The 18,952-nt window shown below is 69.6% G+C and carries 18 protein-coding genes; 7 read left to right on the top strand and 11 right to left on the bottom strand.

Annotated features, from left to right (window positions below; all coding sequences use genetic code 11):
- Nucleotides 1-884 (top strand): LA_2272 family surface repeat-containing protein (locus tag FJV41_RS03730; protein ID WP_438616729.1); only part of this gene is annotated, 884 nt, incomplete at its 5' end.
- A 10-nt stretch (nt 885-894) separates the two neighbouring features.
- Here the strand turns inward: FJV41_RS03730 and FJV41_RS03725 are convergent.
- A complete protein-coding gene (locus FJV41_RS03725) occupies nt 895-1,674 on the bottom strand; it encodes an alpha/beta fold hydrolase (RefSeq protein WP_141641010.1) in 780 nt (259 codons plus the stop codon).
- Between the two features lie 95 nt (nt 1,675-1,769).
- Here FJV41_RS03725 and FJV41_RS03720 point away from each other — a divergent pair, with 95 nt between their 5' ends.
- Nucleotides 1,770-2,288 carry a nuclear transport factor 2 family protein gene (locus FJV41_RS03720; RefSeq protein ID WP_141641004.1) on the top strand — a complete coding sequence of 173 codons (519 nt, stop codon included), beginning with the start codon at nt 1,770-1,772 and terminating at the stop codon, nt 2,286-2,288.
- Nucleotides 2,289-2,352: 64 nt separating this feature from the next.
- On the opposite strand, the gene FJV41_RS03715 is transcribed toward FJV41_RS03720, so the two are convergent.
- On the bottom strand, nt 2,353-3,189 hold the full coding sequence (locus tag FJV41_RS03715; protein ID WP_141641003.1) for a ceramidase: 837 nt from the start codon (nt 3,187-3,189) through the stop codon (nt 2,353-2,355).
- A 32-nt stretch (nt 3,190-3,221) separates the two neighbouring features.
- Nucleotides 3,222-4,592: a hypothetical protein gene (locus tag FJV41_RS03710; RefSeq protein ID WP_141641002.1), complete on the bottom strand. Its 1,371-nt coding sequence runs from the start codon at nt 4,590-4,592 to the stop codon at nt 3,222-3,224.
- A gap of 196 nt (nt 4,593-4,788) precedes the next feature.
- On the opposite strand from FJV41_RS03710, the gene FJV41_RS03705 reads away from it, so the two are divergent.
- On the top strand, nt 4,789-5,172 hold the full coding sequence (locus tag FJV41_RS03705; RefSeq protein ID WP_141641001.1) for a hypothetical protein: 384 nt from the start codon (nt 4,789-4,791) through the stop codon (nt 5,170-5,172).
- 63 nt (nt 5,173-5,235) lie between these two features.
- Here FJV41_RS03705 and ureG read toward each other — a convergent pair whose 3' ends face one another.
- From ureG to FJV41_RS03680, 5 genes are all read right to left on the bottom strand, one after another.
- Nucleotides 5,236-5,973, bottom strand: coding sequence for an urease accessory protein UreG (gene ureG / locus FJV41_RS03700; RefSeq protein WP_141641000.1), 738 nt, complete (start codon nt 5,971-5,973; stop codon nt 5,236-5,238).
- Between the two features lie 12 nt (nt 5,974-5,985).
- Nucleotides 5,986-6,648 (bottom strand): urease accessory protein UreF, encoded by a 663-nt coding sequence (locus tag FJV41_RS03695; RefSeq protein WP_141640999.1) that lies wholly within the window; start codon nt 6,646-6,648, stop codon nt 5,986-5,988.
- 16 nt (nt 6,649-6,664) lie between these two features.
- A complete protein-coding gene (gene ureC, locus FJV41_RS03690) occupies nt 6,665-8,380 on the bottom strand; it encodes an urease subunit alpha (protein WP_141640998.1) in 1,716 nt (571 codons plus the stop codon).
- On the bottom strand, nt 8,377-9,147 hold the full coding sequence (gene ureA, locus FJV41_RS03685) for an urease subunit gamma (RefSeq protein ID WP_141640997.1): 771 nt from the start codon (nt 9,145-9,147) through the stop codon (nt 8,377-8,379). Before ureA ends, ureC begins: the two co-directional genes overlap by 4 nt.
- An 85-nt stretch (nt 9,148-9,232) precedes the next feature.
- Entirely contained in the window at nt 9,233-10,078 is an 846-nt protein-coding gene (locus FJV41_RS03680; protein ID WP_306440860.1) for an urease accessory protein UreD, read from the bottom strand.
- Nucleotides 10,079-10,344: 266 nt separating this feature from the next.
- On the opposite strand from FJV41_RS03680, the gene FJV41_RS03675 reads away from it, so the two are divergent.
- The gene (locus tag FJV41_RS03675; RefSeq protein ID WP_141640996.1) at nt 10,345-11,454 is read left to right on the top strand and encodes a saccharopine dehydrogenase family protein; all 1,110 of its coding nucleotides are present in this window, start codon (nt 10,345-10,347) and stop codon (nt 11,452-11,454) included.
- Entirely contained in the window at nt 11,454-12,107 is a 654-nt protein-coding gene (locus FJV41_RS03670; RefSeq protein ID WP_141640995.1) for a TetR/AcrR family transcriptional regulator, read from the top strand. The genes FJV41_RS03675 and FJV41_RS03670 overlap by 1 nt, the downstream gene beginning before the upstream one ends.
- Nucleotides 12,108-12,119: 12 nt before the next feature.
- Here FJV41_RS03670 and FJV41_RS03665 read toward each other — a convergent pair whose 3' ends face one another.
- From FJV41_RS03665 to FJV41_RS03655, 3 genes are all read right to left on the bottom strand, one after another.
- Nucleotides 12,120-12,479 (bottom strand): PilZ domain-containing protein, encoded by a 360-nt coding sequence (locus tag FJV41_RS03665; RefSeq protein ID WP_141640994.1) that lies wholly within the window; start codon nt 12,477-12,479, stop codon nt 12,120-12,122.
- An 84-nt stretch (nt 12,480-12,563) separates the two neighbouring features.
- Nucleotides 12,564-13,265 (bottom strand): TFIIB-type zinc ribbon-containing protein, encoded by a 702-nt coding sequence (locus FJV41_RS03660; protein WP_174476245.1) that lies wholly within the window; start codon nt 13,263-13,265, stop codon nt 12,564-12,566.
- Between the two features lie 22 nt (nt 13,266-13,287).
- Nucleotides 13,288-14,706 (bottom strand): galactose oxidase-like domain-containing protein, encoded by a 1,419-nt coding sequence (locus tag FJV41_RS03655; RefSeq protein WP_141640992.1) that lies wholly within the window; start codon nt 14,704-14,706, stop codon nt 13,288-13,290.
- A 236-nt stretch (nt 14,707-14,942) separates the two neighbouring features.
- On the opposite strand from FJV41_RS03655, the gene FJV41_RS03650 reads away from it, so the two are divergent.
- Together FJV41_RS03650 and FJV41_RS03645 are read left to right on the top strand one after the other, a co-directional pair.
- Nucleotides 14,943-16,385, top strand: a complete 1,443-nt coding sequence (locus FJV41_RS03650) for an ELWxxDGT repeat protein (protein WP_141640991.1) — start codon at nt 14,943-14,945, stop codon at nt 16,383-16,385.
- Nucleotides 16,386-16,437: 52 nt separating this feature from the next.
- Nucleotides 16,438-18,939, top strand: a complete 2,502-nt coding sequence (locus FJV41_RS03645) for a hypothetical protein (protein ID WP_141640990.1) — start codon at nt 16,438-16,440, stop codon at nt 18,937-18,939.
- Nucleotides 18,940-18,952: the final 13 nt, after the last annotated feature.

Raw genomic sequence — 18,952 nt, 5'->3', positions numbered from 1 at the left:
CGGCTGGGTTGGGCTGGGTGGACGGGACGATGGAGGGCGTGCAACTGGCGGGCATCGCCAACGTCACGGGCGGCGAGGCGCTGGGGTTCCAACTGGCGGCGGGTGGCAACCTCGCCTTCGGTGGAGCGACGGGCGGGCAGTTGGCGGGCATCATCAACTACTCGGAGCGCTCGTTCTCCGGGTTCCAGCTCGCGGCGGTGGGAAACCGCTCTGACGCGGACATGCATGGGCTCCAGCTCGTGGGCGGCGTCAACATGGTGGAGAACCTCACGGGGGCGCAGATTGGAGTCTTCAATCTGGCCGGCAGTGTGACGGGCGCGCAGGTGGGCATCATCAACGTCGCGGGCAACGTGAGCGGAGTGCAGCTCGGGTTCATCAACATCGCCGATGATGTGTCGGTGCCCATCGGTCTGCTCAGCCTGGTGCGCAAGGGGCGCATCGCCTTCGAAATCTGGTCCGACGAAGTCACGCCGCTGTCCGTGGGCGTGAAGTACGGCAGCCGCACGGTGCATGTGCTCGCGAGCATCGGCATGAAGGACCTGGAGGGCGACTCCTGGCGCACCGTCACGTCGCTGGGCGTGGGCGTGCATCTGCCCTTTGGTGACTCGGACCGCTACTACGCGGACATCGACCTCTCCATTGGTGGCTGGCAGCCCAAGCTCTTCGGCGAAGGCACGGAGAACAATCTCTATCGCCTGCGCGGCAGCGTGGGCTGGGAGTTGAAGCGGCGCTTCGCCCTGTTCGGCGGTGTGTCGCTCAACGCCTACAAACCGCCGGACGACAACCCGGACAAGGGGATGACGTGGATGCCGCAGTGGCAGACGGGGCGCGGGCCCACGGGCACGCGCATGTGGCCCGGCCTGTTCCTGGGCGTGCGCATCTGACGCGCGGGCGTCAGTCGCGCAGCAACCACTCCAGCAGCTCCTTCGCCGCGTCCACGTGGACGAAGTGGCCCGCGCCCGGGAGCGTCGCCACCGGGCAGCCCGCGGCCTCCAGGCGAGCGGCCTCCGCGTCGGAGACGTAGCGCGAGCGGCCTCCCCGGATGCAGCGCATGGGGGGGCGGTCCTTGCGCTCCACCGCGGCCCACAGGTCCGTGCCATTCACGCGCGAGTGCAGCTCCGCGAGGGCCTGTCGGTCGAAGCGCCAGCGCACGCCGTCGCCGTCCGCCACCAGGTTCATCACCAGCCAGTCCGCGAGTCCATCAGACAGTCCCTTGGCGGTGAGCGTCGCCCGCATCTCCTTGCGGTTCGGCGCGCGGGGTGGGGCCTGGAGGAGGATGCCCAGCACCATGCCGCTGTCGGACAAGTCGTAGGGTACGGGGCCGGGGGCGATGTCGAGCAGCGACACGCGGGAGACGGCCTCGGGGACGTGGAGGCTGGCGGCGAGGGAGACACGTCCGCCCAGCGAGTGGCCCACCCAGTCGAGCGCGCCGGTGAAGCCCTGGGCGCGGGCGGTGTCGAGCACGTCGCGGGCGAGGGTGTAGAGGTCGGCGCTCGGGGGTGGGACGGGAGAGGCGCCGTGGCCGGTGAGGTCCGGCATCAGGAAGCGGCGCCGAGGGTCCGCGGCGCTCCACGCCATCGCCAGGGAGCGCAGGTTGCGTCCCGTGCCAAGGAAACCGTGCAACAGCACCGTGGGCACATCCCCCTCACCGACCTGGAAGCTCTCGAGGACCACGCGACTCACGCCTTTCTGGCCGGCCCGGAGTATTGACCTGGGGGTGGGCCGTGCAGCTTCATACCGCGAACTTCTCTTCAACGAGGTCGCCTCGCGTGTCCACTGTCTCCCTGTTGTTGTTCGTGCTCGCCTCCGCTCCCGTGACGGGAACCGCCACGGACCCCAAGGCCGCCATCACCACCGTGCTGGATGACTGGCACAAGGCCGCCGCCCAGGCGGACGAAGCGCGCTACTTCGGGTACTTCACGCCGGACGCCGTCTACATGGGCACGGACGCCACGGAGCGGTGGACACGCGACGAGTTCCGCGCCTGGTCGAAGCCGTACTTCTCCAAGGGCAAGGCGTGGAGTTTCAAGGCGGTCTCCCGCCACATCACCGTGTCGAAGGACGGCGCGGTGGCATGGTTCGACGAGACGCTGGACACGCCGAACCTGGGACCCAGCCGGGGCAGTGGTGTGCTGGTGAAGGATGGCGGCACCTGGAAGATTGCCCAGTACAACCTGTCCATTCCGATTCCGAACGACCTCATGGATGAGGTGGTGAAGCGCATCCAGACGCAGGCGCCTGCGAAGTCCGCGCCGGCTCCCGCGCCTCCGGCTCCGAAGAAGAAGTAGCGGTGCGGGGTCGCGATGCGGTGCGCGTGCTACCGCGACCTCACTCAAGGCGCGCTCCTTTTCGTCAGGTGGGATTTGCTCCGTCCCGTGACGAGGGCGGTGTCACCTGCTCACCGAGCCGCGAGGGCAACAGCACTCGCGGAATCACTCCGAGCACGGCCCGAAGCTGGGACTCCTTCCCCAGCGTCCTCAACCGCTCCCGCGCGATGACGAGCAGGAGCGCGTTGAACCCGAAGGCCACGAGCACGTGCCACCACGCGTGGAACTGGGGATTGGGGATGCCTCGCGCGGGCAGTGTCTCGTTGAGGGTGGGGCAGAACTGGATGTCGCTCACCCACAACACAATCGCGAGCGCATAGGCCCCGATGCCGAGCTGGAACAGCCGCTTCGTGCCTGCGTCGGGACTTCGCCGCTGGAGGAAGTACGTCCGGCCCAGCGCGAAGAACTCCAGCGATGCGAAGCTCACCTGGAAGAGGAAGAACTGCACCGCGCCCCGGGTGAACGCCGTCAGGTACGTCACGAGCACCGCGTGGCCGAACAGCGCCCACGGGAACCAACTCCCGAACCGTCGCTCCGGCCGGTCCTCCAGCAGGATGTAGACGATGACGATGGCCAGATAGAGCATCGGCAATTCGTCCAGCATCTGGTGCTCGCGGCGCAGCGTCATGTGGAACGCCGTGCTGCCCACGCCCACCAACGCGAGCAACGCGAAGGCGAGGAGGAACCGCCGCTCCAACACCCGGCGATGCAGCACGACGCCCAGCACGCCCGTGAGGACCAGGATGAGACTGGACGCCGAGTTGAACAGCTCTCCGATGTGGAACAGGTGCTGGTAGTTCGTCTCGCACCAGTCCACCGTCGAAGTGCTCGGGCCCCAGAAGCCCGTCGTGGTCGAAGACATGATGCCCGGGAGCGTAACACCCGAACTTCAAGTCAGCGCGGCGCGACGATGTAGCGACCCAACCGCGACACGCTGCCGCTCACGGTATGAGTCACCGTGTCCACCTGTGCGCCAGGGACCTCTTGCGCGAAGCTCGTGTCGGGCTTCCAGTAGAGCGTGAGGGAAGCCTCGGAAGCGCCAGCGGGCATGAGGCTCGGCTCGTAGCGCACGGTCAGTCGGACCGGCTTCTGGAGCGGCTGCTCGCCCGGCATGAAGGAGTAGTTGTGCGCCCCAGCGAACGTCGACCATCCGGAGGGCACCACCATGCCCGAGCGCCAGCTTCCAGGCTCGACTTGAAGCTCCGAGGCCACGGCCCCTGATGGAAGCTCCCAGCGAACCCGCCCTCCGTACATGGAGACGATTCCCCCTGCCGGTGTGAAGCGCGCGGAGTCACCGCACTGATTCGGACGCAGTTCGCCCGCGTCCGACAGGCCGGTGAAGGTGTCCTCGCCCGCGAGCCCGTCCAGGATGCGGTGGTACTGGTACATGGACGTGGCGAGCGGAACGCCCGGGTAAAGCACTTCCACGCCTTGTCCGCTCGACCACAGCGTGTCGATTCGTCGCACGCTCTCCGCGAGCTGCGGATAGTCGAGCCCATGCTGCTGGCACAGGTTCCAGGCCGTGGGCGCGAACAGCTCGTTCGTCGCATCACATAGGCTCCGCGCTTCTCCTCCGACGCGGTAGGAGATCGCGCGCACGAACCATTCGTGCGAGAGCTCATGGCGCAGGAAGAACACGACGTGCGCGTACTCGTGTGCCACCAGCACCTGGTTCTCGCGGGCCAGCGCGTTCTCCACCGTCAAAGGACGCGGGACGCTGGGTGGCTGCACGTGTGAAGCCTCCAGCTCCCAGAGGCAGACGTTCGACCCGGGCCCGGGGCCCTCCGGGGTGGTGTTCATGAACGCCGCGCCCGCGCGGTTCCCTGGACTCCCGCACACGCTGTCCGAGGCGAGGTGGATATCCACCGGGATCATCTTCGGCACTACGTCGACGCCCGTAAGCGACAGCAGGTCGTCCTTCACCGCGCGGAAGCCCTCGTAGCGGGCGAAGATGTACGGCTCCTCGATGGGGCAGGGGGCCTGGCAGACGATGCGGAATGTGTCTCCGGCGCGTTGGTAGGCAACGTAGGACTGCCCGCCCAGCGTCACCGTCTGCGCGGGAATCGAGGGCACCTCGATGGGAGGGCCCGCATCGGTTCCGGCGTCGCCCCCCGCATCCATCCCACCATCGCTCCCTGCGTCTGTTCCCGCGTCGTCAGCGTCACCGGGGGACGGGTCCTCCTCGTCGCCACAGGCCGTGAGCAAGAGCAGCGTTCCGAGCAGGGCACATCGCGCGAGGTGAACGAGAGGCGAAGGAGAGGTCATGGGTGTGAGGTCCGGAACGAGGTGGCTTGCTGGGACCGATATGGCCCAGGTCGCGCGTCATGGGGACCCATCGTCCTTGGGGTTTCCGCATGAAATGGGTCGCCCAGCGGGCCGAGTCACCACGCGCGGCGCTTTGTCCTGGCAGCGTTGATGGCGTGGGTGGGAGTATCCCTGGCGCATCATTCGAAGGGGCGCCATGTTTGATCATCCTCATCCGTGGGCCTGGGCCAGCTCGAGTTTGCTGGTCATCGCTGTTGGGGCGCTGGCCATCAGGAAGGTCCGGCAGCAGCGCCACAGGCGGAACTGGATCCTCACCCATGGCCGACGGGTGAAGGCCACGTTGCGCGAAGTCACATACGATTCCATGTTCGCGGGCGACGAGGCCACCATGCACCTGCGGCTCCTGATGCACGAAGGGGAGCCGGGCAAGGACTGGCTCGTGGAGCAGGTGCGTTTGGTGCACGGGCGTGAGCTCATCCTCCGGCTGGTGGCCGGCACGGTGTTGGATGTGGCCTATGACCCCGCGGACCGTGAGAATCGTCCGGTGATTCTCCAAGTGGATGGCGACACCCTGATGTGAGTCGCAGCGACAGCGCCTCCCAATCAATGACAGTGGGAGGCACTGTTGGAGACCGCGGGGAGGTCAGGACGCGCGTGCGCCGGTGCGCTGCTTCCACGCCGTGAGCAGGTGCTCGATGACTTCGTCCAGGCCCACGTCCTTCGTGACTTGAGTGAAGACGAACGGCCCGCTGCCGCGCATCTTCTTCGCGTCGCGCTCCATCACTCCCAGGTCCGCGCCCACGTGCGGCGCCAGGTCCGTCTTGTTGATGATGAGCAGGTCCGACTGGGTGATGCCCGGCCCACCCTTGCGCGGCACCTTGTCCCCGCCCGCAACATCAATGACATACACCGTGTAGTCCGCCAACTCCCGGCTGTACTGCGCCGCCAGGTTGTCGCCGCCGCTCTCCACAATCAGCAGCTCCGGCGTCAGCTCCTCCATCAACTGCTCCAGCGCCAGCAGGTTGTGGCTGATGTCCTCGCGAATCGCCGCGTGCGGACACCCTCCCGTCTCCACCGCCTTGATTCGCTCCGGAGACAGCGCGTGGTTGCGGACCAGGAACTCCGCGTCCTCCTTCGTGAAGATGTCATTCGTCACCACGCCCAGCCGGTAGCGCTCGCGCAGCCTGCGGCACAACGCCAGCACCAGCGCCGTCTTCCCACTCCCCACCGGCCCACCGATGCCGATGGTGAAGGCCCGCGACTGGTAGTCACGCTTCTTCGGCTCCTCCCGCTCCTCGAAGTGGCCCGGATGGTCCCACTCCTCATGCGTGTGGTCGTGCTCGTCGTCATGGCCATGGCCGCGGTGGTCATCGTCGTGCATGTGCGCTTCACCTCAGGACAGGAAGAGTCTCGAATAGAGCCGGTCGTGCGTGGAACCCAGCAAGTCCAACAGCGGTGAGGGCTGCGCCAGCTCCTCCAACCCCAGCCCCGCGCATCGCTCCAACACCGTGTCCAACAATGATGTCGCCTGATGCTGGAGCTGGTGCGACTCGTGCGTGCCGATGATGCCCAGCCGCACCGCCGCCGACAGCGTGCCTCTCAACGTCAGCGATAGATGCAGCCGCTGCGCCTCCGACAGCTCGACCTCCAGCACGTTCAACACCGCACCGAACACCGGCGCATGGTGGAAGCCCAGCCCCGCCGCCCGCGCTGCCTCGCGCAGCGGCCCCACCGGACCCGGGAAGATGCGCGCGCACGTGTCCAGAAACGCTCGCCCCTGCGTGCGGCTCGCCCGGTGCGCCACATGGCTCGTGAGGAATGCCTCCGTGCGCGCGTCCAGCTCCGGCAGTCGCGACGGCTCGCGATGCGCCGCGCTCAACAACGGAAGTGCCCCGTACCCCGCCTGCCACAGCAGCTCCCGCGCGAAGCGGCGCAGCTCCGGCGCCCCACGCACCTCGCCCGCCTGCACCGCCGCCTCCAGTCCCCCCGAGTGCGCGAAGCCCCCCGTGGGAAACCCCGAGTCCGCGAGCTGAAGCACCTTCCAGGAAGAGCCCATGGCGCGCGGCTCCCGGTCAGAACAGCGAGTAGCGCTGCGCCAGCGGCAGCTTCACCGCGGCCTCACACCGCAACAGCTCTCCGTCCGCCCGCACCTCGTACGTCTCCGGGTCCACCGTGATGACCGGCAGCGCGTCGTTGAGCCGCATGTCCCGCTTGCTCAAGCCCCGACACCGCTTCACCGCGACCACCCGCTTCATCAACCCCAGCTCGCGCGTCGTCCCCTCCGCCAACGCACGCGGAGAAACGAACACCACGCTGGTGGCCCCGAGCGCGCGGCCTCGCGCTCCGAACATGGGCCGCATCAAATACGGCTGCGGCGTGGGGATGGAGGCGTTGGCGTCCCCCATCTGCCCCCAGGCGATGAAGCCACCCTTGATGACCAGCTCCGGACGGATGCCGAAGAAGGCCGGCCGCCACAGCACCAGGTCCGCGAGCTTGCCCACCTCTACCGAGCCGACCTCGTGCGACAGCCCATGGGCGATGGCCGGGTTGATGGTGTACTTCGCCACGTACCGCCGGATGCGCAGGTTGTCGTTGTCGCCGGCTTCCTGACTCAGCCGCCCACGCTGCTCGCGCATCTTGTGCGCCGTCTGCCACGTGCGACAGATGACCTCGCCCACGCGCCCCATGGCCTGGCTGTCCGAGGACATGATGCTGATGGCGCCCAGGTCATGAAGGATGTCCTCGGCGGCAATCGTCTCGCCCCGGATGCGGCTCTCGGCGAAGGCCACGTCCTCGGGAATCTCACGGTCCAGGTGATGGCAGACCATGAGCATGTCGAGGTGCTCGTCCAGCGTGTTCACCGTGTACGGCCGCGTGGGGTTCGTGGACGAGGGCAACACGTTGTCCACACCGCACACGCGGATGATGTCCGGCGCATGGCCGCCGCCCGCGCCCTCCGAATGGTACGTGTGGATGGTGCGGCCCTTGATGGCCGCCAGCGAGTCATCCACGTAGCCCGACTCGTTGAGCGTATCCGTGTGGATGGTGACCTGGATGTCCTCGTCCTCGGCCACGGTGAGGCACGTGTCGATGGCCGCGGGTGTGGTGCCCCAGTCCTCGTGCAGCTTCAGGCCGATGGCGCCCGCGCGAATCTGGTCGACCAGACCCTCCGGCATGGACGTGTTGCCCTTGCCCGTGAGGCCGATGTTGAGCGGAATCGTGTCCGTGGCCTGGAGCATCCGCTGGAGATTCCAGATGCCCGGCGTACACGTGGTCGCCTTCGTCCCCGTCGCGGGGCCCGTGCCTCCGCCCACCCATGTGGTGATGCCGCTGGCGAGCGCCTCGTCCGCCTGCTGCGGGCAGATGAAGTGGATATGCGTGTCCAGCCCGCCCGCCGTGACGAGGTGCCCCTCCGCGGAGATGGCCTCGGTGGTGACGCCCACCACCATCCCTGGCGTCACCCCGGCCATGATGTCCGGGTTGCCCGCCTTGCCGATGCCGACGATGCGGCCCGCCTTGATTCCGATGTCCGCCTTGTAGATGCCCGTCCAGTCGAGGATGAGCGCGTTGGTCAGGACCACGTCCAGCGCGTCCGCGTCACCGGCCCCCGCGCGCTGGCCCATGCCCTCGCGCAGCACCTTGCCTCCGCCGAACTTGCACTCGTCTCCGTAGACGGTGGCGTCGCGCTCTACCTCCGCCCACAGCCCCGTGTCGCCCAGCCGCACCTTGTCTCCGGTGGTGGGCCCGAACATGTCCGCGTAGTGGCGCCGGTCCATCTTCCGACTCATTCGCGCTCCTCTTCATGGCCGAAGCCTTGCGCACGGACCGCTTCCATTCCGCGCTCGCGATTCTCCGCGGACACCTTGCCGCTGCCCAACGCGTTGCCGCCGCGCACCACCTGCTCGCCCGCGATGGCCACCAACTGCACCGTCTTGCGCTCACCCGGCTCGAAGCGCACCGCCGTGCCCGCGGGGATGTCGAGGCGCCGGCCGTAGGCCTTCTCGCGGTCGAAGGCGAGCGCGCGGTTCGTCTCGAAGAAGGGGTAGTGGCTGCCCACCTGGATGGGGCGGTCCCCCAGGTGCGTCACGGTGAGGGAGATGGTGTCGCGGCCCGCGTTGAGTTCGATGTCGCCGGGCAGCACGCGCACCTCACCGGGCACTCCATCCGACGTGGACACCGGCGCGCTGAAACGCTCCAGCGAAGGCACGGGGAGGAAGCTGCCATACAGTGCCAGCTCCAAATCCCCATGCTCGGCCACCACCGGGTGGTGCACCGTCACCAGCTTGGAGCCGTCCGGGAAGGTGCCCTCCACCTGCACCTCCGCGAGCATCTCCGGCACGCCCTCCATCACCTGCGCGCGCCCCAGGAATCGCCGCCCCAGGTCCATCAGCTCGGCGACGCTGCGGCCGTCACGGATGAACTCCAGCAACTGCGTGGCGATGAGGGCGACAGCCTCCGGGTAGCTCAGCCGCACCCCTCGGGCGAGCCGCTTCTGGGCCAGGAAGCCCGCCTGATGCAGCAACAGCTTGTCGACGTCGCGAGGGGACAGGTGCACGAGACCAACTCCCGGAGGCCCGAAGGCGCCATGACTTGACGCGTCAACAGTAGTGCAACGTGTCGGGCGTCGCCAGGGAGGGGGCTCAGACGCGGCGGGCCCAGGGGTCGTCCCCGAGCAGCGCCGGGAGGAAGGAGAGCCAGTCGCGGGTGGTGCGCACCAGCTCCTCCACGGACACGGCGGCGGCGCGCACGAGCAGGCCGTGGGTGCCCAACGGGCTGGAGGAGGGGATGAGGGAGGCGCGCGAGGTGACCGGGAGCGAGGTGACTCGGGCGTGCAGTGCCTCGCGCGCGGTGGCCAGCGCGGGGCCGACGAGGAGGAGGGTGGCCATGGCCTCGAAGCGGCCCAGGCGCTCCGGGAGCGTCCCGTGGCTGGGGTCCAACAGCCAGCGCTCGTCGATAATGGCGCGCTCGCCCACGTGGACGCGCAGGGTGGAGGCGTAGTGCGAGAACGCCCAGCGCTCGCCCCGGGCGCTGCGTCCGGAGGTGACGAGGTCCGCGAGGACGAGCGATGCGCCAGGCGCGAGCTGGAACGCGAGGGTCTGGCTGTATCGCGCGCCGGTGAAACACGCGGTGGGGTCTGGCACCCAGGCGAGCAGGGCGTCCTCACCCACGCGGGCGGACACGTCGCTGCGACAGCCGGAGGGCGAGCGATAGACGCGGTTGGCTCCCTGGGAAGACAGCCACGCGGTGGCACCGGGCGCCACGTCCACCTCGAGCGAGAGGTGGTCTCCATCCACGAGGCCACCACCGAACGAGCTGGTGTAGGCCCACGCGGCGTGGCCGTGGTTGCGAGGGGTGAGCAGGCGCAGCGGGCTGTGCGCCAGCGCCTTGCTCACCACGGTGCGTGGGCCCGAGCGCTCGAAGGCGAGGTGCGCGAAGCCCGCGCGTCGGGATGTCTCGGGGAGGGGTGACCGCGGGGCCAGACTCACCCGGTCAGCCTGGGCCAAACGAGGCTGGAGCACAACGCCCGGCCCGCCGACGTGCGCGACTCGTGGCTGCAAGAGCGCGCTCGAAGACCCCGGAGAAGAAGGGGAACAGCGGCTGCGCCGTGTCGTCGCGCCGCGGGTGCGTCGAGCTTCGAGCCCCTCCGCACCCCGGAAGGGCCTCCCGGGCGATTGTCGTGAAATTTAGGTCATGTGACCTATATTGATTTCCATGGGGCGGAAACACTCCGTGCCCGAGCGTGGGAGTCGCCATGGTGTCCGAGGGAAGTGTCGTGCTGGTGGGGGGCTACGGAGTGGTGGGCGCCCGGCTCGCCCGCCTGTTGAGGGAGCGTCATCCCGGGTTGCCGCTCGTCATCGCCGGCCGGAGGCTGGAGCCCGCGCGGGAGCTGGCCGCGCAGTTGGGTGGAGCCGAGGGTGTGGCGCTGGATATCCGCGCGCCCTCGCCCCTGGCGGCGCTGGGCGTGAAGCCTCGGGCCGTGGTGTCGCTGGTCAATGACCCGGAGGACCACCTGCTGATGTCGGCGGCGCGCGACGGCATTCCCGTGCTGGACATCACCCGGTGGACGTCGCGGGTGCGAGCCGCGGTGCTGCGGCTGTCGGGCACGCCTCCTCGGGGGCCGGTGATGCTGGGCTCGGCGTGGATGGCGGGGCTGGTGCCGCGACTGGTGGCGATGGCCGCGCGACGCCTGGGGCGGCTGGAGCACGTGGACGTGGGCATCCGCTTCGCGCTCGCGGACGAGGCGGGGCCGGACTCCCTGGAGTACATGGACCGGCTGGGGCTATCCTTCGACGTGACGGAGCGCGGCCAGGAGCGCCAGGTGCTGCCCCTGACGGACGGGCGGCGCGTGACGTTCTCGGATGGAAGGAGCACGCGGGTGTTCCGGCTCGACACGCCCGAGCAGGCGACGCTGCCCATGGTGCTGGGCGCGCGCGGCGTGGCGACCCGGTTGGGGTTCGACTCGGGCTCGGCGACGTGGTCGCTGGTGGTGCTCCAGCGACTGGGCATCCTGCGTCTGCTCCAGCATCCCCGACTGACGCCGCTGCGCCGGGCGCTGCTGGCGACGAGCGGCACGGGCGGCGAGGCCGCGTGGCTCGCGGACCTCGAGGGCGAGCATGGCCGCACCCGCATCGAGGTGGTGGACCCGAAGGGTCAGGCGCACCTGACTGCGGTGGGCGCGCTGCTCGGCGTCGAGCGACTCCTGGGCCTGGATGGCGCGCCTCCTCCGTCCTCCGGCGTGTGGTTCCCGGAGCACGAGCCGAGGCCCGAGCAGATGCTGGCCACGCTGCGCGCGTGCGGCGTCACCGTGCGGCTCGATGAGGTAGCGTCGTCCGCCGAGGTGCCGACGAGGAAGGCGGCCTGATGCCCCCACGCGTGAGCAAGTCCCCCGGGAAGCTCCCCTCCGCGAAGCCGCGAGAGGGCACGGCGGTCCATGCCAAGGGCCACGAGCGCGTGGAGAGCATCCTGGACGCGGCCATGGAGGTGCTGGTGGAGGACGGCTACGCGGGGCTGAGCCTGCGCGGCGTGGCCCAGCGCGCGGGGCTGAGCCTGGGCAATCTCCAGTACTACTTCCCCACCAAGCAGGACGTGGTGCGCGCGCTGCTCGCGCGCTACCTGGAGACCGCCATCCGCCGGGTGCGCGAGCGCATGGAAGGAGGAGGGCAGGACCCGGTGAAGCGCTCACGGCACGCGCTGGAGGCCCTGTTGGAGGACCAGGAGTCACCCCAACACTTCCAGCTCTTCGCGGAGCTGTGGGCCCTGGCCGCGCGGGACACCATGGTGGCCGAAGCGTTGGGCGTCTTCTACGCGGGCTATCGCGAGGGCATCGTCGAGCTTTTGCGCGAGCTCGCGCCCGACCTCACGCCCGCCCGACGGGAGCGACGCGCGGCCCTGTTGATGGCCTTCTTCGAGGGGCTGTCGCTCTTTCGCGGCGGAGGCAGCCTGCGCGCCTCCTCCGTGCCCGGACTGGAACAGGAGCTGCGCGCCCTGTGGGACGACGTCGCCAGACGGACGTGAGCCTTCAGGGGCTCAGTCTTCTTCGGCGACGAGCACGGACTTGAGACGCTCCAGCGTCTCCGGAGAGACGTCCGTGAACGCGAGGCCTACTTCGAACCGGGCCACCGCGTCCTTGGGAAGCTTGCGCAGCCACGCCACGCGCGCGCGACATTCCAGCGTGGAGCCGTCTCCCGGAAACAGGTCCACCTCGAGCTGGGCGCCCTCGGCGTACTGCTCGTCGGAGTAGATGCGCACGCCTCCCAGGCTCGCGTCGAGCACCTGCCGCTTGTCGCCGAATTTCAGCCGGGCCGGGCGCGCATACAGCGGCGCCTGGAGACGGGGAAACAGACGACGGTCATCCGCTGGAATGCTCTTCGTGCTCACTTGGCTCATCTTCGGCACTCCCCCCGTCACAATCCGGCGGGTCTCACGGGCCTGTCACGAGCATAGGGGATTCAGAAGCCATGTGCAGGTGGGTCAATGGAACAACCCCGCCACCACCTCCAGCAACCCACCCACCGCTTCTCCCACCACGTTCGCTCCCTCCACGGCCGCCCCGGCGGCGGAGCCCAGGCCCTCGCTGGCCGCCTCCACCGTGACGACCAGCATCTCTCCGACTTCCACCACGTCCGCCGCGTCTCCCGCTCGCTCCAGTGAGGCCGTCAGGACCTCGGCGGCCCGGGAGCGCTCGGGGCTGCCCGCGGTCACCTGGGACAGCGCCGCCGCCGCGGCAGCCGCTGCCGCCGCCGTGCCCACCACCGCCGCGCCCACCACGAGTGAACGCTTGGAGCGCTGGTGCCAGTCGATCAACGCCTTGAGTTCATTCGCATCCAGCCACAGGCCATGGCAGCTCCCACACAGGTCCACGGAGCACACCTCCGTGCGGACCTGGGAGAGGAACTCCGCGCAGGACGGACAGCGCGCGGCGGGTGCGCCACACAGCCCGCACAGCTCATGCGTCGCTGAAACATGGTGTCGCGTGTGTCGACAGCGCCGGGTCGCCGTCGGCAGGGCCGCCTGGACGGCCTCCGTCCTCCAGCCCGGTGCCAGCCGTTCCAACTCACCCGCGTCCAGCCAGTGGCCGTGACAGCGGGTGCAGGTGTCGACGGAGACACCGCGCAGGTCGATGACGCGCAGCGTGGGGGCAGGTTGTGGGCAGATGGGGCAGTCGCTCTTCATGCGATGTGCATCCTTCCATGAATCAGGGCGGAGGGATGCGCAGCCTGCGGCCATACGAGGGCACGCCCGCGTTGTTCACGATGAAGAGCTGGTAGTAGCCGGGCGGCGCGAGGTTGCGGTTGGCGGGCGCGGTGACGGTGAGGCTGCCCGTGTTGCGCGTGAAGTTGAGCGTGAGCAGCCGCTGGTTCATGTCGAACGTGTGCGTCACCGAGCTGAGCGCGATGAGGGACACGCGGGAGATGTTGGCCGCGTCGGGCGTGGTGATGGTGAAGGTGCTCGCCGGCAGGGCGGTGGTGGGGGCCGCGGTGACGACGGGGCGCGCGCCCTTGAAGAGATAGGGCGGAGAGTAGATTTCCGCGGTGCGCTCAAGGCGTCCTCCCGCGGACAGCACGCGTCCGTCCGGCAGCAGCAGGGCGGTGGAGTGATAGCCGCGGTAGCGGACGTTGCTCGCCAGCGAGGTCCAGGTGTTGGTGGCCGGGTTGTAGACCTCCGCGTGGTAGACGGGGAAGTCGGCCGAGTCGAAGCCGGGACCGCTGCTGCCACCGAGGACGAGCACGGTGCCGTCCGGCAGGAGCACCGCGTTGTGCTGGCGTCGGCGGATGCTCATCGCGGCCCGGTACTGCCAGGCGGGCGTGGCGGCGGTGAGGTCTATCTGCTCCATGGTGGCGGTGGGCGGCTCGCTGCCGCCGATGATGAGCACCTTGCCGTCCATGTACACGGCGGGGCCGTAGTTGCGGCCGCCGAAGAGGCTCTGCGGCCCGTTGGTCCAGGCGCCATTGCCGTTGGGGTCCAACCACAGCGAGAGGCGCAGGGAGCCGGCGTAGAAGAGCCGTCCGTTGGGCGCGAGGAACATCTTCGGGTAGTAGGGGAAGTTCTTCTGCGCGCTGGTCAGCGTCCTCCAGGTGTTGGTGCCCGCGATGAAGCGCTGGGGAATCTGGTTGATGTCGCCGGGCCCCGCGATTTCTCCGGAGGTGACCACCACGTCTCCGTTGGAGAGGGTCGTGTTGGTGGGGTACCAGCGCCCGTTGTTCATGTCCGGCAGGCGCGTCCAGGTGTTGGTGGCGAAGTCGAAGAGGCTCGCGTCGTCGAGCCCCACGTGGCTCGCGATGTGTCCCCCGGAGACGAGCATCTTCCCGTTCGAGAGGAAGGAGTGGCCCGAGCAGAAGATGTTGTAGCCGGGGGAGGCAAACGTGGAGAGCGTCCCCGTGGTGGGGTCCCAGCGCATGGGAGGCAGGTCGCCCTCCTCGAACTCGCCGAAGAACATCACCTTGCCGTCGGGAAGCAGACTCAGGTGGGTGGCGGTGATGGGCCAGTTCATGACACTGGACCAGCGACCGACCTGCGCGGGGGTCTGCGCGCGGGCTGAAGTCGCCAGCAGCACGAGGCCGAGGAGCCAGACCGCATGCGCGCGTGGCGGGAGGGTGAGGCCGAGGGGCTTCATGAGCGCTCCGGGTGAGTGCTTTTCAATGGCGGCGGCAGAACGTAGGGGCGCGGCGCAAAGTGCATAGCTGTTCTCGCGTCTCGAACAGTGCTGCTTGGGCGACGTGGCGCTCCCACCGGAGGGTCGTTGTCTCGCGGCGCGAATTGGCTTCGTCTCACGCTCGCGCGGAGGTCTCGACGTCGGTGTCCTCTCAAGGGCGCCCGCGGTCGGCTCGCGCGGATGGAGGAGAAGTCCCGATGAGGTACCGGCGTCGTTTCCTGGGGATGGTGTGTCTGCTCGCGAGTTGTTCCTCCGCTCCGGACTCGTCGGAGCAGGCGAAGGAGGCCGTGTCCCCGCTCGTGAGCACCTGGGAGGCCTGCTCGCGGACCGCCGTGTCGCTGGGTGTCACGGCGGTGGAGGAGACACCGTTCTCGCCACCCCTGGCCCCCGGCCCGACGGGCCTGGTGTTCAGCGTGGACGACGGCGTGCGAGGTCGCGAGCCGTGGGTGAGCAACGGCGTGCCGGGAGCGGGGACCCGACTGCTGAAGGACCTCGTTGTCGGAGCGGCGAGTTCGGACCCCCGGTGGTTCACGCGGGTGGGGACGCAGGTGTTCTTCGCCGCCACGGACCCGGTGGCGGGGCGCGAGTTGTTCGCGACGGATGGCACCACTGACGGCACCCGACGCGTGAAGGACATCTGGCCCGGCGCGGTGGGCTCGTTCCCGACCGAGTTGTTCGCGTTCAAGGGGCTGCTCTACTTCACGGCGGGAGACCCGGTGCACGGGCGCGAGCTGTGGCGCAGCGACGGCACGTCCGCGGGCACTTTCATGGTGGAGGACCTGGAGGTGGGGACCGAGGACTCGTCTCCGTCCCAACTCACCCAGGGAGGAGATGGCGCGCTGTATTTCCTGCGCTCGGCGCTCAGCACCTTCACGTTGTTGATGCGCACGGAGGGCGGCCCCGGCGCGGTGGAGGTGTTCCGCACGCCGAGCGACCAGGGCATCCCGAGTCCGCTGACGCCCGTGGGCCGCAAGCTGTTCTTCGTCGAGGGCGGCGTGCACGGAGGCGGCGGCTCCCACGGCAGGAGCGGGACGTTGATGGTGACGGACGCGGGCGCGACGCCGGTGATGCTGGGCCAGTTCGGGATGGTGGGAGAGCTGGCGGGGGTGGACGGGAAGTTGCTGTTCGGCGCCTCACCGCACATGGCCATCGAGGACATGGAGCTGTGGCGCAGCGACGGCACCCCCGCGGGCACCACGCGGGTGGAGGACATCCGCCCGGGACCCGAGGGCTCGTATCCCGAGCACTTCGCGGTGCTGGGCAACCAGCTCTTCTTCGCCGCGAATGACGGCGTCTATGGCGTGGAGCCCTGGGACAGCGATGGCACGGAGCAGCGCACGCGCCTGTTCGGAGACCTGGAGGCCGGAGCTGGCAGCTCGTTTCCGAGCGAGCTGACGACGCTCGAGGACCTGCTCTTCTTCGGCGCGTCCATTCGCAACCGGGGCGCGGAGCCGTGGGTGGGCGACGGGGTGCGCATCTCCACGGTGTCCCTGACGGAAATCGCGCCCGGGCCGCTCTCCTCCAACCCGAGGAATTTCACGCGCTCCCAGGACCATGCGTTCTTCACCGCCGAGGATAACAGCGGGGTCCGGCGGCTGTATGCCCTGCTCATCCGGCCGGATGGGGGGTGTCCTCCTTGAGCCGGTGAGTCCAGGCGGGCGCGGCGGCACCGGGACGTTGTAGACAGGGGGCATGGCCCTTCCGTGGGAGAACGGTGCCCTCCGTGGCACGCGGGTGCGGTGTCCCGGCTGCACCCGCTTCAACACGCCCGGCATCCGGTGTCCCAACTGCGCGTGCGGTCCGGTGCCGCCCGAGCACTACGGCGCCGCGCGCATGCTGCTGCACGCGGGCGTGGACCGCTTCTCGGTGGTGGGGCGACTGGAGGCGCTGGAGCCCTCTCTTTCCTGGCAGTTGGAGTCCCAGTACGCCGCGCGGTGGGCGGACGTGCTGCGCGTCGTCGCGGACGTGCGCGAGTGCCAGCCCTTCCTGACGCTGCCGGACTTCGCGGAGGACGCCGAGGACCGCTGGGCCGAACAGCTCCCGTGGACCCAGCCGCCCGTGCCTGAATCCTCCTCCGATGAGGATGACGAGGACTCGCTGGCGGCGATGTTCCAGCGCAGCCAGGCTCCCGAGCTCCGCCAGCTCGCGGCGCTCGCGAAGGTCCAGCTGAGACAGGACACGCGGGACATGTTCTCCACCGTCCTGTCCTGTCTGTACCAGGAGGGACGCGCGGCGATGGAGGCCGCGCTCGCCCTGACGCGCTGGCGGGTGTGGAGCCGCACGCGGTTGCAGCGGCAGCAGCGCGAACTCATCGAGCGCCACGCGCGCGACATCTTCGCGGGCTTCCCGGAGCACACCGCGCGCGCCGCGGTGGCCTGGGTGCGCGCCACCGGCAAGCCGCCCGAAGTGGACCTGCTCTTCGCGCTGCGCGAGGGGCTGCGCTCTCCGGACGAGGACCTCCGCTTCGAGTGCGCGCTCGTGCTCCGCGACGAGCCGGGGCTGCTCGCCGCGCTGGACTCGGAGGACGCGGAGGTGGTGACGGAGGCGCGGGGGGCGCTGGCGTCGCTCGGCTCGTCGGCGCTGCTCGAGCGCCTCCGCGAGACGGGGGACGCGGCCTTCGTCCGGGATGTGCTGCGACGACTGCCCTCACCGCCCACGCTGGAGATGCTGGACGCGGTGCTCGCCGTCAGCGCGCGGGAGCCGGATGCGCTCGCGGACGCGGTGCAGTCCTGGGCCCGCAACATGCCCTTCGAGCGCCTGTCACCAGAGGTCCAGGCCCGCTGGGGAGCGTGGGCTCGCGACACCCTGGGCACGTGGCCCGCGCGCAACGTGATGCGGTGGCTGGAGTGGGCCACCGAGGAGCGAGAGGCCCGGGCCACGCCGGCCGCGCGCGCGTTTCATGACGCCGCCGTTCGAGCGCTCCGCGTCGCGCCCTCCTCCGAGCGCGCGGAGCTGGTGAGGGCGGGCGCCTTCACGAGCCTCCTCGCGCTGGGCGATGTGGAGGAGCTGACGCTGGTGCACTCGTGGGCGCGGGACGCCGCGTGTGCGAAAGAGCTGCTGGACCTGCTGGTGTCGCTGCCGGGGCGGCTGGACCGCCTGGCGCCGGAGCTGGGGCGAGGCCGCTCGGCGCGGCTGCTGATGGCGGCGTGGGAGCGGCCCGCGCGCGCGGCGGTGCTGGCCCCGCTGGTGAAGGCGGTGCGCTCCTGGAGCGGCATCTCCGGCCGTGAGGAGCTCATCGACGCCGTGTGGCTGCGCTTCCAGCGCCACCCCAGCGAGCGCGCGGAGCTGCTGGCCGCCTTCACGCCCTGGCGACAGGAGCTGTGGGAGCGCCAGCTCGCGGCGGAGCCGGACGCCATCGCCACCTTCGAGACGTGGTGGCGCGCGGACTCGCAGCTCCATCTCCCGGGGCTGGTGGGGTGGCTGTTGGGTGACGTCCCCGCCCAGACGCTGGCCGAGCGGCTCCCCGTCGTCTGGGCGGCCGCGGAGGCGCGGGTGGATGCGTGGCCGCGCTCCACCTCGCACGCGGTGTCCTCCGCGTCCGCGCCGCTCAACAATGCGCTGCGCCAGGGGCACGACTTCCTCATCCCCGACGTGGAGCGCTTCATGGCGTGGCTCCCGGACTTCGAGCGGCGCGTGCGCGAGGCGCCCGTCGCGGAGGCCGAGTCCAGCTACCACCGGGACCTGCTGGAGGACATCCACGTCGACGTGAAGATGATGGGCGAGTACCTGGAGCGTCGGCGGGACGAGGAGGAGCGGCGGCGCCAGGACGAGCTGCGGCGGCGCGTGGAGGAGTCCCGACGCAGGGACCAGCAGCGGCAAATCGAACTCGCCCAGCGCGAGGCGGACCGCATCCGGCAGGAGCAGGAGGATCACCGCGCGCGGCTGATGAGCGCGGTGGCCCAGATGGGAACGCCCATGTCCCCGGAGCGGTGGTTCCAGTCCAGCCCCCGGGTGGATGCACAGGACCTGGACACGGAGGTCATCCTCCCCGGGGCGACGCTGGGCACGCTGCTGGAGTACGCGCGGGTGCTCAAGGCGATGAGCGTGTGTGGCAACTCGCTGGAGGTCTTCGAGGCGCGCGGCCTGTCGATTGCCGACTGGAGCACGGAGGCGCAGGCCTGGATACAAGCGATGATGCGGCGTCCGGAGCTGAGCGTGCGCTTCGCGCAGCTGCTGACGGCGCCCTGGAACTGAGCGCCGCCAGTCA

This window comes from Myxococcus llanfairpwllgwyngyllgogerychwyrndrobwllllantysiliogogogochensis (genome assembly GCF_006636215.1).
GTDB lineage: Bacteria > Myxococcota > Myxococcia > Myxococcales > Myxococcaceae > Myxococcus > Myxococcus llanfairpwllgwyngyllgogerychwyrndrobwllllantysiliogogogochensis.
Note: the sequence above shows the minus strand (reverse complement) of the source record. Positions and strands in the feature narration are given on the sequence as shown.

Coding starts and splice junctions, on each gene's coding strand:
- FJV41_RS03715 (WP_141641003.1), bottom strand. CDS start 3,189: ATGTCTTCGACCACGACGGGCTTCTGGGGCCCGAGCACTTCGACGGTG.
- FJV41_RS03710 (WP_141641002.1), bottom strand. CDS start 4,592: ATGACCTCTCCTTCGCCTCTCGTTCACCTCGCGCGATGTGCCCTGCTC.
- FJV41_RS03705 (WP_141641001.1), top strand. CDS start 4,789: ATGTTTGATCATCCTCATCCGTGGGCCTGGGCCAGCTCGAGTTTGCTG.
- ureG (WP_141641000.1), bottom strand. CDS start 5,973: ATGCACGACGATGACCACCGCGGCCATGGCCATGACGACGAGCACGAC.
- FJV41_RS03695 (WP_141640999.1), bottom strand. CDS start 6,648: ATGGGCTCTTCCTGGAAGGTGCTTCAGCTCGCGGACTCGGGGTTTCCC.
- ureC (WP_141640998.1), bottom strand. CDS start 8,380: ATGAGTCGGAAGATGGACCGGCGCCACTACGCGGACATGTTCGGGCCC.
- FJV41_RS03675 (WP_141640996.1), top strand. CDS start 10,345: ATGGTGTCCGAGGGAAGTGTCGTGCTGGTGGGGGGCTACGGAGTGGTG.
- FJV41_RS03670 (WP_141640995.1), top strand. CDS start 11,454: ATGCCCCCACGCGTGAGCAAGTCCCCCGGGAAGCTCCCCTCCGCGAAG.
- FJV41_RS03665 (WP_141640994.1), bottom strand. CDS start 12,479: ATGAGCCAAGTGAGCACGAAGAGCATTCCAGCGGATGACCGTCGTCTG.
- FJV41_RS03660 (WP_174476245.1), bottom strand. CDS start 13,265: ATGAAGAGCGACTGCCCCATCTGCCCACAACCTGCCCCCACGCTGCGC.
- FJV41_RS03655 (WP_141640992.1), bottom strand. CDS start 14,706: ATGAAGCCCCTCGGCCTCACCCTCCCGCCACGCGCGCATGCGGTCTGG.
- FJV41_RS03650 (WP_141640991.1), top strand. CDS start 14,943: ATGAGGTACCGGCGTCGTTTCCTGGGGATGGTGTGTCTGCTCGCGAGT.
- FJV41_RS03645 (WP_141640990.1), top strand. CDS start 16,438: ATGGCCCTTCCGTGGGAGAACGGTGCCCTCCGTGGCACGCGGGTGCGG.